General features: G+C 72.5%; 16 protein-coding genes and 1 riboswitch. Of the genes, 7 read left to right on the top strand and 9 right to left on the bottom strand.

Annotation, left to right across the window (positions count from 1 at the left end; translation table 11 throughout):
* Window positions 1-39: 39 nt before the first annotated feature.
* Window positions 40-1,068, top strand: coding sequence for a 6-phosphofructokinase (locus tag ACZ7N4_RS00905; protein ID WP_467924414.1), 1,029 nt, complete (start codon window positions 40-42; stop codon window positions 1,066-1,068).
* Between the two features lie 16 nt (window positions 1,069-1,084).
* Here ACZ7N4_RS00905 and ACZ7N4_RS00900 read toward each other — a convergent pair whose 3' ends face one another.
* Window positions 1,085-2,956, bottom strand: coding sequence for an anthranilate synthase family protein (locus ACZ7N4_RS00900; RefSeq protein WP_471352319.1), 1,872 nt, complete (start codon window positions 2,954-2,956; stop codon window positions 1,085-1,087).
* Between the two features lie 115 nt (window positions 2,957-3,071).
* Window positions 3,072-3,128, bottom strand: a complete 57-nt coding sequence (locus tag ACZ7N4_RS00895) for a trp operon leader peptide (protein WP_107440922.1) — start codon at window positions 3,126-3,128, stop codon at window positions 3,072-3,074.
* A gap of 107 nt (window positions 3,129-3,235) precedes the next feature.
* Here ACZ7N4_RS00895 and ACZ7N4_RS00890 point away from each other — a divergent pair, with 107 nt between their 5' ends.
* Both ACZ7N4_RS00890 and ACZ7N4_RS00885 read left to right on the top strand, forming a co-directional pair.
* On the top strand, window positions 3,236-4,588 hold the full coding sequence (locus ACZ7N4_RS00890; RefSeq protein WP_471352316.1) for a class II 3-deoxy-7-phosphoheptulonate synthase: 1,353 nt from the start codon (window positions 3,236-3,238) through the stop codon (window positions 4,586-4,588).
* A gap of 167 nt (window positions 4,589-4,755) precedes the next feature.
* Complete coding sequence (locus ACZ7N4_RS00885; protein WP_471352313.1) at window positions 4,756-4,980, top strand: (2Fe-2S)-binding protein; 225 nt, start codon at window positions 4,756-4,758, stop codon at window positions 4,978-4,980.
* On the opposite strand, the gene bfr is transcribed toward ACZ7N4_RS00885, so the two are convergent.
* A complete protein-coding gene (gene bfr / locus ACZ7N4_RS00880) occupies window positions 4,977-5,456 on the bottom strand; it encodes a bacterioferritin (RefSeq protein WP_385843992.1) in 480 nt (159 codons plus the stop codon). The two genes, ACZ7N4_RS00885 and bfr, sit on opposite strands and share 4 nt — an antisense overlap.
* 174 nt (window positions 5,457-5,630) lie before the next feature.
* Here bfr and ACZ7N4_RS00875 point away from each other — a divergent pair, with 174 nt between their 5' ends.
* Complete coding sequence (locus ACZ7N4_RS00875) at window positions 5,631-6,263, top strand: sulfite oxidase-like oxidoreductase (RefSeq protein ID WP_471352309.1); 633 nt, start codon at window positions 5,631-5,633, stop codon at window positions 6,261-6,263.
* Window positions 6,264-6,275: 12 nt separating this feature from the next.
* Here ACZ7N4_RS00875 and ACZ7N4_RS00870 read toward each other — a convergent pair whose 3' ends face one another.
* From ACZ7N4_RS00870 to thiO, 6 genes are all read right to left on the bottom strand, one after another.
* Complete coding sequence (locus tag ACZ7N4_RS00870) at window positions 6,276-6,851, bottom strand: DUF4396 domain-containing protein (protein ID WP_471352306.1); 576 nt, start codon at window positions 6,849-6,851, stop codon at window positions 6,276-6,278.
* A 63-nt stretch (window positions 6,852-6,914) separates the two neighbouring features.
* Window positions 6,915-7,805 (bottom strand): deoxyribonuclease IV, encoded by an 891-nt coding sequence (locus tag ACZ7N4_RS00865; protein WP_471352303.1) that lies wholly within the window; start codon window positions 7,803-7,805, stop codon window positions 6,915-6,917.
* 57 nt (window positions 7,806-7,862) lie between these two features.
* Window positions 7,863-9,800: a Stk1 family PASTA domain-containing Ser/Thr kinase gene (gene pknB, locus ACZ7N4_RS00860; RefSeq protein WP_471352300.1), complete on the bottom strand. Its 1,938-nt coding sequence runs from the start codon at window positions 9,798-9,800 to the stop codon at window positions 7,863-7,865.
* A 775-nt stretch (window positions 9,801-10,575) separates the two neighbouring features.
* The gene (locus tag ACZ7N4_RS00855) at window positions 10,576-11,370 is read right to left on the bottom strand and encodes a thiazole synthase (RefSeq protein WP_471352297.1); all 795 of its coding nucleotides are present in this window, start codon (window positions 11,368-11,370) and stop codon (window positions 10,576-10,578) included.
* A 3-nt stretch (window positions 11,371-11,373) separates the two neighbouring features.
* Window positions 11,374-11,586, bottom strand: a complete 213-nt coding sequence (thiS, locus tag ACZ7N4_RS00850; protein ID WP_471352294.1) for a sulfur carrier protein ThiS — start codon at window positions 11,584-11,586, stop codon at window positions 11,374-11,376.
* Window positions 11,583-12,752, bottom strand: coding sequence for a glycine oxidase ThiO (thiO, locus tag ACZ7N4_RS00845; RefSeq protein ID WP_471352291.1), 1,170 nt, complete (start codon window positions 12,750-12,752; stop codon window positions 11,583-11,585). Before thiO ends, thiS begins: the two co-directional genes overlap by 4 nt.
* Window positions 12,750-12,861, bottom strand: a riboswitch (TPP riboswitch). Its footprint overlaps the gene before it by 3 nt.
* A 52-nt stretch (window positions 12,862-12,913) precedes the next feature.
* On the opposite strand from thiO, the gene ACZ7N4_RS00840 reads away from it, so the two are divergent.
* Genes ACZ7N4_RS00840 through ACZ7N4_RS00830 form a run of 3 tightly spaced genes read left to right on the top strand, consistent with a single transcriptional unit; the run spans window position 12,914 to window position 14,959 of the window.
* Window positions 12,914-13,264, top strand: coding sequence for an avidin-fold protein (locus ACZ7N4_RS00840; RefSeq protein WP_471352288.1), 351 nt, complete (start codon window positions 12,914-12,916; stop codon window positions 13,262-13,264).
* Window positions 13,265-13,296: 32 nt separating this feature from the next.
* Complete coding sequence (locus ACZ7N4_RS00835) at window positions 13,297-14,556, top strand: NAD(P)/FAD-dependent oxidoreductase (RefSeq protein WP_471352285.1); 1,260 nt, start codon at window positions 13,297-13,299, stop codon at window positions 14,554-14,556.
* Window positions 14,557-14,593: 37 nt separating this feature from the next.
* Window positions 14,594-14,959: an Rv2175c family DNA-binding protein gene (locus tag ACZ7N4_RS00830; protein WP_471352282.1), complete on the top strand. Its 366-nt coding sequence runs from the start codon at window positions 14,594-14,596 to the stop codon at window positions 14,957-14,959.
* Window positions 14,960-15,097 lie beyond the last annotated feature (138 nt).

Below are 15,097 nucleotides of genomic sequence, written 5' to 3'. Positions count from 1 at the left end.
TGACCGGTCGTCAGGCAAGCGCGGTGAAGGGACATTTCCATGCGGGTCGGAGTACTGACCGGAGGCGGCGACTGCCCCGGGCTCAACGCCGTCATCCGGGGCATCGTCCGCAAGGGCGTGCAGGAGTACGGCTATGACTTCGTCGGCTTCAAGGACGGCTGGCGCGGCCCCCTCGAAGGCGACGCCATCCGCCTCGACATCCCCGCGGTGCGCGGCATCCTGCCCCGCGGCGGCACCATCCTCGGCTCCTCGCGCACCAACCCCCTGAAGGTGCAGGACGGCATCCGCCGGATCAAGGACAACCTGGCCAAGCAGGAGATCCAGGCCCTGATCGCGATCGGCGGCGAGGACACCCTCGGCGTCGCGGCCCGCCTGTCCGGCGAGTACGGCGTGCCCTGCGTGGGCGTACCGAAGACCATCGACAACGACCTGTCCGCCACCGACTACACCTTCGGCTTCGACACCGCCGTCAACATCGCCACCGAGGCCATCGACCGGCTGCACACCACCGCCGAGTCCCACATGCGGGTCCTGGTGGTGGAGGTGATGGGCCGGCACGCCGGCTGGATCGCCCTGCACTCGGGCCTGGCCGGCGGCGCCAACGTCATCCTCATCCCCGAGCAGCGCTTCGACGTCGACCAGGTCTGCGACTGGGTGACCTCCCGCTTCCGGGCGTCGTACGCCCCGATCGTGGTCGTCGCCGAGGGCGCCATGCCCAAGGACGGCGACATGGTGCTCAAGGACCAGTCGCTGGACTCCTTCGGGCACGTCCGGCTCTCGGGAGTCGGCGAGTGGCTCGCCAAGGAGGTCGAGAAGCGCACCGGCAAGGAGGCCCGCACCACGGTCCTCGGACACGTCCAGCGCGGCGGCACCCCGAGCGCCTTCGACCGCTGGCTCGCCACGCGCTTCGGCCTCCACGCCATCGACTGCGTGCGCGAGGGCGACTTCGGGAAGATGGTCGCCCTGCGCGGCACCGACGTCGTCCGCGTCCCCCTCGGCGAGGCCACCGCCAAGCTGAAGACGGTCGACCCGAAGCTCTACGAAGAGGTGGGCGTGTTCTTCGGCTGACGGCGGCCCCGGAGGGCTACACGGTCGTGCGGCGCACCTGGCCGACCAGGTCCCGCACGACCGCCGCCCCGTTCAGGGTGAGGACCGACTCCGGATGGAACTGCACCCCCGCGAACCCCGGGCCCCGCAGGGCGTGCACCTCGCCGTTCTCCGCCCGGCTGACCTCCACCCCGCGCGCCGCCAGCCCACGGGCCGCCTCCCCGTCGCAGCGCGCGACGAAGCTGTTGTAGAAGCCGACCGTCTCCGGCCGTCCGAACAGGTCGATCTCCGTCTGCGCCCCCTGGTACGGCACCTCCTTGCGTACGATCTCCAGCCCCAGCTCCGCCGCGATCAGTTCGTGCCCGAGGCAGACGCCGAGCACCCCGTTCCGGTGCCCGCCGATCACCTCGGCGGCCAGGCCCCGCAGGAACCGCATCTTGGGATCGCCCAGGTCGCGGGGGTCGCCGGGACCGGGTCCGAGCACCACCGTCCCCTCGTGCGCGAGCACCGTCTCCCGCAGCCCCGGCTCGTCGTACCGGCGGACGGTCACCTCCAGCCCGCCCGACCGCAGCACGTGCGCCAGCATGGCGGTGAAGGTGTCCTCGCCGTCCACGATCAGCGCGTGTCCGGTCAGCTCCCGCGACCCCTCCTGCATCCGCAGCCAGAACGGCGCCAGCGAGGAGCGGCGCCCGTCCAGCGCCGCCCGCACCCGGGGGTCGTCGGCCAGCCGGGGCCGCACCGACTCCCCGGCCGGCCTGCCCGGACGCACCCCGAGAGCCGCCAGGACCCCCGCCGCCTTGGCATGGGTCTCCGCGACCTCGCCCGCCGGGTCCGAGCCGCGCACCAGCGTCGCCCCGACGGGCACGCGCAACCGCCCGTCGGCGGAGATGTCGGCGGTGCGGATCAGAATGGGGGAGTCGAGGGTCTGCGCACCCCCGGAGTCCCGCCCCAGCAGCGCGAGCGCACCGGCGTAGTACCCGCGCCCCACTCCGTCCCGCCCCAGGGGCTCGTACCGCTCGATCACCCGGCACGCGTTCTGCACGGGCGAGCCGGTCACCGTCGCCGCGAACATCGTCTCCCGCAGCACCTCCCGCGCGTCCAGGGAGGACCGCCCGCGCAGCTCGTACTCGGTGTGCGCGAGGTGCGCCATCTCCTTCAGCCGCGGCCCGACGACGACCCCGCCCATGTCGCCGACGGTGCACATCATCTTCAGCTCCTCGTCCACGACCATCGACAGCTCCTCGATCTCCTTGCCGTCGGCGAGGAAGCCGAGCAGGTGCTCGGGCGTCGGTCCCCCGGCGGGATAGCGGTACGTCCCGCTGATCGGGTTCATGACGACCGTGCCGCCGGACATCCGGACGTGCACCTCCGGGCTCGCCCCCACCAGCGTCCGGTCGCCGGTGTGCACCACGAACGTCCAGTACGCGCCCCGCTCGCCCGCCAGCAGCCGCCGGAACAGCGCCAGCGCGTCCGCGCGGCCGAAGCCGGGGATCCCGCCCTCGTACGTCCGCCGGATCACGAAGTTCGCGCCCTCGCCCCGGCCGATCTCCTCGCGCAGCACCCGCCCGACGATCTCGCCGTACTCCTCGTCGCCGACGTCGAAGCCCCCGCCCTCCACCCGCACCTCGTGCGCGGGGAGCTGCGCCAGCGCCTCGTCGAGCGGGATCTCGTACGACTCCTGCGGGGTGAGCACCAGCAGCGGGGTGCCGTCGTCGCGGACGTCGAAGCCGCGCTCGCGGATCTGCCGGAACGGGACGAGCGCGAGCCCCTCGTCGGGCAGGTCGGCGAGCCGGTCCCGGCTGGTCACCGGGCCGATCAGCACCTCCAGCAGGTCCTCGTCGCGGCCCGGGGCGCGACGGCGCAGCAGGGCGAAGGGGCGGGGGTCGTGCAGCAGCCGGGCCAGATCCATGGTTCCTCTTCCGTCGATGTGGTCGACCGATGTGGCCGACAGCGGTGAGGAACGACCCCGGACACACCGAAGGCCGCCCCTCGGGCGGCCTTCGCGAAGTCTGTCGTACGCGCGATCAGCGGGCCGCCGGAGAAGCGGTCCACCACCAGTTCTGGATCGACAGCGCGAACATGCGGGAAACCCTACCGCACCCACCGGATCGTCCGCGAGGTGATCGCTCCGTCTCACTCTTCGAGCCGGAGGAAAGAACCCCGGACCCGACCCCGTAATGTTTACGAGGTGACCGTGAACGCTAAGACCAGCCCGAGTGCTGGCAACACCTGGCGAGACCTGCCCGCGGCGCAGCAGCCCGAGTACCCCGACCCCGAGGCTCTGCGCGCAGTGATCGCGGACCTCGAGTCGTATCCGCCGCTCGTCTTCGCGGGCGAGTGCGACCAGCTGCGCGCCCGGATGGCGGCCGTCGCCAAGGGAGAGGCGTTCCTCCTCCAGGGCGGCGACTGCGCCGAGGCCTTCGACGCGGTGTCCGCCGACCACATCCGCAACAAGCTCAAGACGCTGCTCCAGATGGGCGCCGTCCTGACCTACGCGGCCTCGGTGCCGGTGGTGAAGGTCGGCCGGATCGCGGGCCAGTACTCCAAGCCCCGTTCCAAGCCGACCGAGACCCGTGACGGCGTGACGCTCCCGGTGTACCGGGGCGACTCCGTCAACGGCTTCGACTTCACCGAGGCCAGCCGCATCCCGGACCCCGAGCGGCTCAAGCGCATGTACCACGCCTCCGCCTCGACGCTGAACCTGGTGCGCGCCTTCACCACCGGTGGTTACGCCGACCTGCGTCAGGTGCACGCCTGGAACCAGGACTTCGTGCGGACCTCGCCGTCGGGCCAGCGTTACGAGCAGCTGGCGCGGGAGATCGACAACGCGCTGAACTTCATGCGGGCCTGCGGCACCGACCCGGAGGAGTTCAAGACCGTCGAGTTCTTCTCCTCGCACGAGGCGCTGCTGCTGGACTACGAGTCGGCCCTGACCCGGGTCGACTCGCGTACCGGCAAGCTGTACGACGTCTCCGCGCACATGGTGTGGATCGGCGAGCGCACCCGGCAGATGGACGGTGCGCACATCGAGTTCGCCTCGAGGATCCGCAACCCGATCGGCATCAAGCTCGGCCCGACCACGACGGCCGAGGAGGCGCTGCGTTACATCGACCGTCTCGACCCCGAGCGGGAGCCGGGCCGGCTGACCTTCATCGTCCGCATGGGCGCCGGCAAGATCCGGGACAAGCTGCCCGAGCTGGTCGAGAAGGTGACGGCGTCCGGTGCGACGGTGGCCTGGGTGACCGACCCGATGCACGGCAACACCTTCGAGGCGGCCTCCGGGCACAAGACGCGCCGTTTCGACGACGTGCTCGACGAGGTCAAGGGCTTCTTCGAGGTGCACAAGGCGCTCGGCACCCACCCGGGCGGCATCCACGTGGAGCTGACCGGCGACGACGTCACCGAGTGCGTGGGCGGCGGCGACGAGATCTTCGTGGACGACCTGCACCAGCGCTACGAGACGGCCTGCGACCCGCGGCTGAACCGCAGCCAGTCGCTGGACCTGGCGTTCCTCGTCGCCGAGATGTACCGCGACCAGTAGCCGTCCGGCGGTCGGGGCGCGGATCGTCTCGCGGTTGGGGCGCGGATCACATCCGATCCGCGCCCCACTGCTCTTTTGCGGGCTCCGCCCCGACAGGTAAGGTTAGGTTTGCCTCACCGATCAAGGGGATGGCAGAGAGACAGCGATCCCGTCGGGAGGTCTACCGCGTGTACGTCTGCAGCTGCTTCGGCATCACCGAGGCGCAGGTCAAGCAGCACGCGGAGGACGGCGCCTGCACCCCCCGCCAGATAGCCTCCGCCTGCAAGGCCGGTACGGACTGCGGGTCGTGCGTGCGCCGGATCCAGGCCCTCCTGGGCCGTGGCGCCTGTCCGCGCCGTGAGTCGGCCGACCAGGGCCGGCCCGTCCTCACCGGGCTGGACGAGGCCGCCTAGCTCTCCGGCTGCTCGATCAGCTGGGCGATGTAGAGCGCCTCGCCGAGCTTGTCCACCAGCTCCAGCTGGGTGTCCAGGTAGTCGATGTGGTGCTCCTCGTCGGCGAGGATGTCCTCGAAGATGTTCGCGGACGTGATGTCGCCCTTCTCCCGCATCACCTTGATGCCCCGCCTGAGCCGGTCGATCGCCTCCACCTCGATCTGCCGGTCCGCCTCGAACATCTCCCGGACGGTCTGCCCCACGCGGACATGGAACAGTCGCTGGTAGTTGGGCAGCCCCTCCAGGAACAGGATCCGGTCGGTCAGCACCTCGGCGTGCTTCATCTCGTCGAACGACTCGTGCCGCGTGTACTTCGCCAGCTTCGTCCAGCCGAAGTTCTCCTGCATCTTCGCGTGCAGGAAGTACTGGTTGATCGCGGTCAGCTCGCCGGTGAGCTGCTCGTTGAGGAACTCGATGACCTCGGGATCGCCCTGCATCGCAGCGGCTCCTTCCACACGGGGGACGGGGGAGGTGTGCGCCGCATGATTGCACCGGAGGGGAAGATCGTCCAGTAAGTGTGTACTTAGTGGTTACGCCCCGAGTTGCTGGCAATTGTCCGGTTCGGGAGGGGGTGGTCAAGGGCACCGCCCGAGGTCTGTCAGGATGGATACATGGGTCATCCGGTGGAGCGAGCGTCTGGGGCGGCGGCAGGGTCCGAGCTTCCGCCGGGTCAGCGGCTCCAGCGGGGCTGGCCGGTCACGCACTACGGGCCGGTCCCGAAGTTCCGGCCCGAGCGCTGGGAGTTCCGGGTCTTCGGCGCCACCGCCGACGGCGACAAGCGCACCTGGAACCACGAGGAGTTCACGGCCCTGCCGTACACCACGGTGGTGGCCGATCTGCACTGCGTGACGAAGTTCAGCATGATCGGCGCGGAGTGGGGCGGCGTCCCGGCCCGCGCGATCCTGGACCTGGCCCCGCCTGCCCCGGACGTCACCCATGTGATGGTCTGGGCGGAGTACGGCTTCAGCTCCAACCTGCGCCTCGCGGACTTCGCCTCCGACCGCACGATCTTCGCCACCCACAAGGACGGCGAGCTGCTCACCGCCGAGCACGGCTTCCCGGTCCGCCTGATCGTGCCCCACCTGTACGCCTGGAAGGGTCCGAAGTGGGTCCGGGGCGTGGAGTACATGACCGCCGACCGCCGCGGCTTCTGGGAGGAGCGCGGCTACCACAACATCGGCGACCCCTGGAAGGAGCAGCGCTACTCCTACCAGGAACAGCCCGGGGACGGCCCCGAGCTGTGACCCCCGGTCCGGTCAGTGGTGGTACCGGTGCACCACCGCGTGTCCCCTGCCCCGGCCGATCATCCACCTGTTGACCGGTGTGGTCACCGCGAAGGCGAGCACGAGCGAGACCGCGAGCGAGATCCAGAACAGCGCGTCGCCCGTCATGGCGTCCCGCGCGGACGGCCAGACCAGGATCACCCCGTTGTCGATCAGCTCCATCACGGCGATGGACAGGGTGTCCGCGGCCAGCGCCACCCGGAAGGCCGTACGGAAGCCGACGCCGGCCCGCAGGATGCCGCGCAGGGTGAGCGAGTAGCCGAAGAAGAAGGCCAGCACGATCGCGAGCAGGGTGGTCGGCAGGTTGCCCCAGCCCAGCGCCGTACCGACGACCATGCCGAGCACCTCGCCGATGGCGCAGCCGGTGAGGCAGTGCAGGGTGGCCTGCATGGCCATGGACCAGGTGGCGGCGGACGCGGGGCCCCGCGGGTGCTGCCCGTGCCCGTGCCGGTCCTCGCGGTGCTCGTGCACGTGGTGCTCGTGCGCGTGGCCTTCGGGCCGGCGGTGCTGCCGACCGGTGTGAGCGGAGTGGTCCACGGATACCCCCATGCCGGGTGACGGTTCCTGCAACCGGCAGGAACCGAGTACCCCCCAGGGGTATTCCCCAACGGGTCAGGAATCCCGCAGTTTCTTCAGCCGCTCCACGTCCGCCGCGTGCCCCTCCTTGCCGCCGGGCGTCTCGATGACCAGCGGTACGCCCTCGGTCGCGGGGTGGGTCATCAGTGCCCGGAACGGGTCCTCGCCGATGTGGCCGGAGCCGATGTTCTCGTGCCGGTCCTTGTGCGCGCCCACCACGTCCTTGGAGTCGTTGGCGTGGATCAGCTTCAGCCGTCCCTCGCCGACGGTCTCCACCAGCAGGTCCAGGGTCTGGTGCATCCCGCTCGGCCCGGTCAGGTCGTGCCCGGCGGCGAAGATGTGGCAGGTGTCCAGGCACACACCCAGCCTGGGATGGGCGTCGAGCGCCTCGAAGTACGGCCCGAAGTCCCAGGTCCGCGAGCACAGCGAGGCGCCCTGCCCGGCGGTGGACTCCAGCAGCAGGAACGGGTCGTCGTCGTGGGTCAGCTCGTCCAGCAGCGGCAGCATGTACGCACGGACCTGCTTGAGCGCCACCTCTCGCGCCCGCCCGCCGGTCGCGCTCCCGGTGTGCACCACCACACCCAGCGCGCCGATCTCCCGCCCGCGGCGCAGCGAGTGCCGCAACGACTCCACCGACCGCTCCACGGTCGCCTCGGTGTGCGAGCCGAAGTTGATCAGGTACGGCGCGTGGACGTACGCCGGGATCGACTCCTCGGCGCAGGCCTGGCGGAACGCCTCGTCCTGCCGCGGGTTCCCGGCGGGCGTGGCCCAGCCGCGCGGGTTGGCGACGAACACCTGCACCGTCTCCGCCTTCAGATCACGGGCGTACGACAGCCCGACGGAGTGCAGGCCGCCGGCCACGGGCACATGGCCGCCGACGGGGTTGCGGGGGATCCGCCGGGCGGGGGACGACTGAACGGGACTCACCCGTTCAGGGTGTCATGTCCGCCCCCGCGCCCGGACCGCGGTCGCCGGTGAGACCGGTCACCGGATGGTGATCGTTATCGTGGACCCCTTGGGCGCCCGGTCGCCGCCCTCGACCGACTGCTTCTTCACGGTGTCGCCGAACAGTCCGAGCAGCCCCCGGTCCTCGTCCACCTCGAAGCCGGCGCCCTCCAGTGCCTTGTGGGCATCGTCCACGCTGTCGCCGACCACGTCCGGGACCTCGATCATCTCCGGGCCCTTGGACAGGGTCAGTGTCACCGTGTCGCCCTCGGCGGCCCGGCCTCCCTCGCCCGGGCTCTGCGCGGCCACCTCGCCCGCGTCGTACTCGGAGTTGATCCGCTTGGCGGCGACCTTCACCTTCAGTCCGGCGTCCGTCAGCTCCTGCCTGGCGCTGTCCAGGTCGTCGCCGGTGACGTCCGGCACGTCGACCGGGCGGCCCTTGCTGACGACCAGCGCGATCGCCGAGCCGGCGTGCCGCTTGGTGCCCGCCTCCGGGGTCGTACCGATCACCGAGCCCCTCGGCACGTCCTCGCTGACCTCGCGGGTCACCATGCCCGGCTCCAGGCCGTCCGCCTTCAGCCGCGCCCGCGCCTTCGCCAGCGGCTGCCCCGCCACGTTCGGCACGTTCACCGTCTCCGGACCCAGCGACACGGTCAGCGTCACCGAGTCGTGGTCGCGGATCCGGGCGCCGGGCGACGGGTCGGAGCCGATCACCGTGCCGCGGTCGACGGTGTCGCTGTACGCGCGCTTGACCTGGCCGACCTCCAGCCCGGCCGTCTCCAGCCGCTCCTTCGCCCGCGCCTCCGTCTGCGCCAGCAGCGGGGGCACCTTGGTGAACTGGCCCGAGTTGATGTACCAGACCCCGGCGCCCACGCCGAACACCAGCAGGACGGCCGCGATCACCAGCAGCACCGTGCGCGGGGGCCGCGCCGGGCGCCGGCGGGGCGGCACCGGCGGGCTCTGGAAGCGGGCGGTCCGGTCGATGCCGTCACCGGGCCCCTCGGCCGGGACGTCCTCGCCGACGGGCAGCGGGCGGGGGAGGGTGAGCGAGCGCGGGATCACGCTCGTGCGGTCCTCGGCGTTGTCGTGCTGCGCGGTCAGCGCCTGCGGGGGCAGCGTGTCCAGCTGCTCGTCGGTCAGCGCGAGACGGGCCTCCCGTACCTGGGCGAGCAGCGCCACGGCGTCGTACGGCCGGATGCCGGGGGTGCGGGCGGTGGCCGACGCGACCAGCTCGTCCAGCTCGTACGGCAGCCCGGGCACCAGCGACGAGGGCGGCGGCACGTCCTCGTGGAGGTGCTTGTAGAGCACCTGGGCCGGGGAGTCCCCGGAGTGCGGCTTGCCGCCGGTCAGCATCTCGTACAGCACCACACCGCACGCGTACACGTCGACGCGCGGGTCGGCGGTGCCCTGCTCGATCTGCTCGGGGGCGAGGTAGGAGACGGTACCGAGCACGGCGCCCGTCGTGCTGGTCACCGTGTCCACGGAGCGCACCAGTCCGAAGTCGGCGACCTTGACCCGGCCGTCGTCGCCTATCAGCACGTTCTCCGGCTTCATGTCCCGGTGCACGAAGCCGGCCCGGTGGGCGGCGCCCAGCGCGGCGAGCACCGGCTCCAGGATGTCCAGCGCGGCCCGCGGCTGCACCGCGCCCCGCTCGCGCAGCACGTCCCGCAGGGTGCAGCCGGCGATGTACTCCATCGCCAGGTAGACGTACGACCCGTCGGTCCCCTGGTCGAAGACCTGCACCACGTTCGGGTGGTCCAGCCGGGCGACGGACTTCGCCTCCCGGATGAACCGCTCGACGAACGTCCCGTCGACCGCGAGCGTCGGGTGCATCACCTTCAGCGCGAGAACGCGGTCCAGCCGGGTGTCCAGGGCCCGGTAGACCGTGGCCATCCCGCCGGCCGCGATCCGCGCGTCCACGCGGTACCGGCCGTCGATCACCTGCCCGACGAGGGGGTCCTGAAGGGTCGTATCCACGAGAGGGGAGTCTACGAGGACCGACCGACACCCCCGCCCGTTCGTCCCTGACAGCACCACTACTGAAGCCGACCTGTGACGCGACACACGCAAACCACCACACTGCCACCCATCCGACCGCGGTACCGCGGCATGCCCTCCCGACGCCGGCGGCCGCCCGCGCTGCCGCACACGACGGCGGTGCCGCGGGCCCGGCCCACGGGGCCGTTCGCCGCGGCCCGCCCCCGGGGCCGTTTGCGACGGTGGAGCCCGCGGCCCGACCACGGGGCCGTTCACGACGGCGGTGCCGCAGGCCCGGACCGTGGCGCTGCGGCATGCCTCACCGGATGCCGCGAACCCGGCCGCAGAGCCGCAGACCCTACCGCCATGCCGCAGGTCCGACCGTGGTGCCGCATGTCCGACCGGCGTGCCGCAAGCGCGACCGTGGTGTCGCACAGCCGACCGCCGTGCCCGGTGCCCCACCGTGGTGCCGCACATCCGGCCGCAGCGCCGCACGCCCGACCGACCGCCGTGCCGCACGGGACGTTGGTGCCGCAGGCCGGACCGCGCGGTCGCACGCGACCACGGTGCCGCACGCACGGCCCCCGGTCCCACCCGCAGCACGCATGGCACCCCGGCCCCTCCCACGACCCCCAACCCCCGGCAACCCCCGACCCGCGGCCGCCGGCGGCGGGGGCGCCCCACGGGGGTGCCCCACTGGGAAGTCAGCCCTCCAGTGGGCGGTGACGGGCGGTGCGCGGGTGGGAGACGGAGGAAGGCCGGCCGCGGCGCCGGGTCAGAACGCGGGACGCTCCGGGTCCAGCACGGCCAAGCCCTCCGCAGGAGACGACGCCTCGGCGAGGTACCGCCGCGGGATCCGACCCGCCGTCCGGGCCAGCCGGCCCCCCTCCACGGCGAGCCTCATCGCGGAAGCCATCCGCTCGGGTTCCTGCGCCCGCGTCACCGCGGAGGCGAGCATCACCCCCGCGCACCCCAGCTCCATCGCCAGCGCCACGTCCGACGCCGTACCGGCCCCCGCGTCCAGGATCACCGGCACCCGCGCGTGCTCCACGATCAGCTGGAAGTTGTGGGGGTTGCGAATGCCCAGCCCGGACCCGATCGGCGACCCGAGCGGCATGACGGCGGCACACCCGACGTCCTCCAGCTTCCGCGCGAGCACCGGGTCGTCGTTGGTGTACGGCAGCACCGTGAACCCGTCGTCGACCAGCGTCTCCGCCGCCTCCAGCAGCTCCACCGGATCCGGCAGCAGCGTCCGCTCGTCGGCGATGACCTCCAGCTTCACCAGGTCCGTACCCAGCGCCTCGCGGGCCAGCCGGGCGGTCAGCACGGCCTCGCCGGCGGTGAAGCAGCCGGCCGTGTTCGGCAGCACCCGGATGCCGAGCCTCTCCAGCACCGACAGCACGGAGCCGTGCACGGAGGGGTCCACCCGGCGCATCGCGACCGTGGTCAGTTCCGTGCCGGAGGCGATCAGCGCCCGCTCCAGCACCTCCAGGCTCGGCGCCCCGCCCGTGCCCATGATCAGCCGGGAGGAGAGGGCCAGGTCACCGAGGACCAGGGGATCGTCGGTCATGGCTCAGCCTCCCTGTACGGCGGTGAGGACCTCGACCCGGTCGCCGGCGGCGAGGGCGGTCGCCGCCCACTCCGCGCGCGGGACGACGGTCTCGTTGACGGCGGCCGCCACCCCGCGCGGGGCCGCGGTGAGGGTGTGGACGAGGGCGTCGAGGGCGGTGCCCGCGGGGATCTCCCGGCGCTCACCGTTGACGGAAATCACGACAGGGCTGCTCATGCGGGCTGCTCCAGCTTCTCCCCGAGCGCGGCGCCGAAGCGCCGCGGTGTGAACGGACGGGCTTCCTCCGGCAGTTCGCCGGTGGCCAGGGTGTGCGCCAGCACGTCCCCGGTGACCGGTGTGAGCAGCACCCCGTTGCGGTGGTGCCCGGTGGCCAGCAGCAGCCCGGCCAGCCCGGACGGGCCGAGCAGCGGCGCGTTGTCGGGGGAGCAGGGGCGCAGCCCGGCCCGGGTCTCGGTGAGCGGCAGCTCGGTGATGCCGGGCACCAGCTCATGGGCGTCGCGCAGCAGCTCGTACACGCCCCCGGCGGTGACCGTCGTGTCCCAGCCGAGCTCCTCGCTGGTGGCGCCGACGACCAGTTCGCCGTTCTCCCGGGGCACCAGGTACACATGGCTGCCGCGCACCACGGCCCGCACGGTCCGGCTCAGGAACGGCGCGTACCGGGGCGGTACGGCCAGCCGCAGCACCTGCCCCTTGACCGGCCGTACCGGAGGCAGCAGTTCACCGGGCACGCCCGCGAGCCGCCCGCTCAGGCTGCCGGCCGCGAGCACCACCTGGCCGGCGCGCAGCGCGGTGCCGTCCGCGGTGGTGACCCCGGTGGCCCGGTCGCCCGCCACGTCCAGCCGATCCGCCCAGGCGCGGTGGAACACCACCCCGGACCGCTCGCACGCGGACACCAGGGCCGCCGCCAGCCGGCGCGGGTCGATCTGGTGGTCGCCGTCGACCCGCAGCCCGCCGCGCACCCCCGGTGCCAGCATCGGCTCCAGGCGCCGGCACTCCCGCCCGGACAGCCATTCCGAGGAGAGCCCGGAGCGCTGCTGGAGTGCGTGCAGTTCCCGCAGGTGGGCCCGGTCGTCGGCGTCCAGCGCGACGGCGAGGGTGCCGCAGCGGCGGTAACCGAGGCCGTGGCCGGTCAGTTCGGTCAGCTCGGCCGCGAAGTCGGGGTAGCGGCGAGCCGATTCCAGGTTGAGGGCGAGCAGGGTCTCCTCGCCGTAGTGCAGTTCGGTGACCGCGGCCAGCATTCCGGCCGCGACCTGCGCGGCCCCGCCGCCGGGCTCGGGGTCCACCACGGCCGTGGCGAGCCCGCGCTGCGCGGCGCGCCAGGCCGTGACCAGGCCGATGACTCCGCCCCCGATGACGAGGACGTCGGACGTACGTGACGACATGGGCGTCCAGCCCCTCCCTTCGCCGGCATGACCCGGATCAGGTTCGTACGGTCGGAGGCCGCCAGCCTCCCTCTCAGCCCGGTGCGTCCGGGCTCCCGCGAGTGCTTGTACGGTGGCCACCCTAGCCCGCCGACCTCCGCACTCGTAAGGGAGCCCGCTTCATGGCACGCTCGCTGGACGGACTCATCCTCGCCCCCGTGGCGGACCAGGCCCCGGGGCAGGTGGGTTCCCGCACCCGGTTCGCGTACCACGAGCGGGACGGCGGGATCTGGGCCGAGTACGCGGGCGGTGACGTCGTACGCGGTCACCTGGTGGGCACCCGCGAGGGGGACCGGCTGGACTTCCGGTACGTGCAGCTCAGGACCGACGGGACGACCGCCTCCGGGCACTGTGTGTCCACGGTCGTGGAGCTGCCGGACGGCCGGGTGCGGCTGGAGGAGACCTGGGAGTGGGAGTCCCGGCCGGGCTCCGGCACGAGCGTTGTGGAACAGGTCACCGAGCACGCCCGGTGACTGACGGATCATCAATTGTCTATGGTGGCCGGGTGAGCGAGCAGACAGCGGAAAAGGGCACGTCACCGGGGCGGCGCGTGGTCGTCGTGGGCGCGGGCATGGCCGGGGTGCAGACCGCGGTCGCCCTGCGCGAGCAGGGCTTCCGGGGCGGGGTGACCGTCATCGGTGCCGAACCGCACCAGCCGTACGACCGGCCGCCGCTGTCGAAGGCGGTCCTGCTCGGCAAGGCCGAGGACTCGGCCTTCGAGGTGGACTTCGAGTCCCTCGGCGTGGAGCTGCGCCTCGGCTGCGAGGTGCGCGGGGTGCGCCCCGCCGACCGCGAGCTGGACACCGAGACGGGTCCGGTGCCGTACGACGTCCTGGTCCTGGCCACCGGTGCGGAACCGGTGCGGCTGCCCGGCACCGAGGGCGTGCCCGGGGTGCACCTGCTGCGCACCCTGGACGACGCGGAGCGGCTGCGGCCGGTGCTCGCCCGGCAGCACGACGTCGTGGTGGTGGGCGCCGGCTGGATCGGCGCCGAGTTCGCCACCGCCGCCCGTGAGGCGGGCTGCGCGGTGACCGTGGTGGAGGCCGCCGAGCATCCGCTCGCCGGTGCCCTGCCCGCCGAGGTCGCCGCGCCCATGGCCGCCTGGTACGCCGACGCGGGCGCGGAGCTGCGCACCCACGCGCGCGTGGAGCGCGTCGAGCCCGGTGAGGTCGTGCTCGCCGACGGCACCCGGCTGCCCGCGGGCGCCGTCGTCGTCGGCATCGGCGCCCGTCCCGCCACCGCCTGGCTGGCCGGCTCCGGCATCGAGCTGGGCGCGCACGGCGAGGTCCGCACCGACGACCACCTGCGCACCTCCGTGCCGGACGTGTACGCCGTCGGCGACTGCGCGTCCTTCCCCTCGGCCCGCTACGGCGAGCGGCTGCTGGTCCACCACTGGGACAACGCCCTGCAGGGTCCGCGCACGGTCGCCGCGAACATCCTCGGCGAGACCCCGGCGGCCTACGACCCGGTGCCGTACTTCTGGTCGGAGCAGTTCGGCCGGTTCGTGCAGTACGCCGGCCACCACGCCACGGCCGACCGCCTGGTCTGGCGCGGCGACCCGGCGGGCCCCTCCTGGTCGGTGTGCTGGCTGCGCGAGAACCGCCTGGTGGCCCTCATGGCGGTGGGCCGCCCCCGCGACCTGGCCCAGGGCCGCCGCCTGATCGAGGCGGGCCGGACGATGGATCCCGGGGCCCTGGCGGACCCGGCCCGCCCCCTGAAGAACGCCACGGCGGACGAGCGCACCCTCCCACCTGGACCTGCCTGACTTCCGACTGTCGGTGGGGGATGGCAGGCTTGTGTCCGTGACCGAGATTGACGCAAAGATTGATGCTCTCGTCCCCGCCTGGCTCACCCTCCCTGACATCGCCGAACAGTTCGGCGTCGAGGTGACGCGCGTCCGGCAGCTGGTCAAGGACGGCCAGCTGATCGCCGTACGCCGTGGTGAGAACAAGGCACTGCACGTCCCCGCCGCCTTCATCGACGGGGACAAGGTCGTCAAGGGCCTGGCCGGGACCCTGACGCTCCTGCGGGACGACGGCTTCACGGTCGAAGAGATGATCGAGTGGCTCTTCACCCCCGACCCGACCCTGCCCGGCACCCCCGCGCAGGCCCTGAGTGAGAATCGCGGCACGGAGGTGAAGCGCCGCGCCCAGGCGCTCGCCGTCTGAGCCGACTCCGCCGCGACGGTGGCGGGGGGGGCGGGGAGGCCGGAACCATCATCTGACACCCAGGAGGCACGACAAGGACACGCGACAACCAACCCAGGGGGGTCCCGGCCGTTCGGGACCCCCCCTGCCGCGTTTTGA

The sequence above is a fragment of the Streptomyces sp. NPDC107654 genome, from assembly GCF_055639035.1.
The sequence above is the reverse complement of the archived record's forward strand: the minus strand, read 5'-3'. Positions and strand labels throughout refer to the sequence as shown.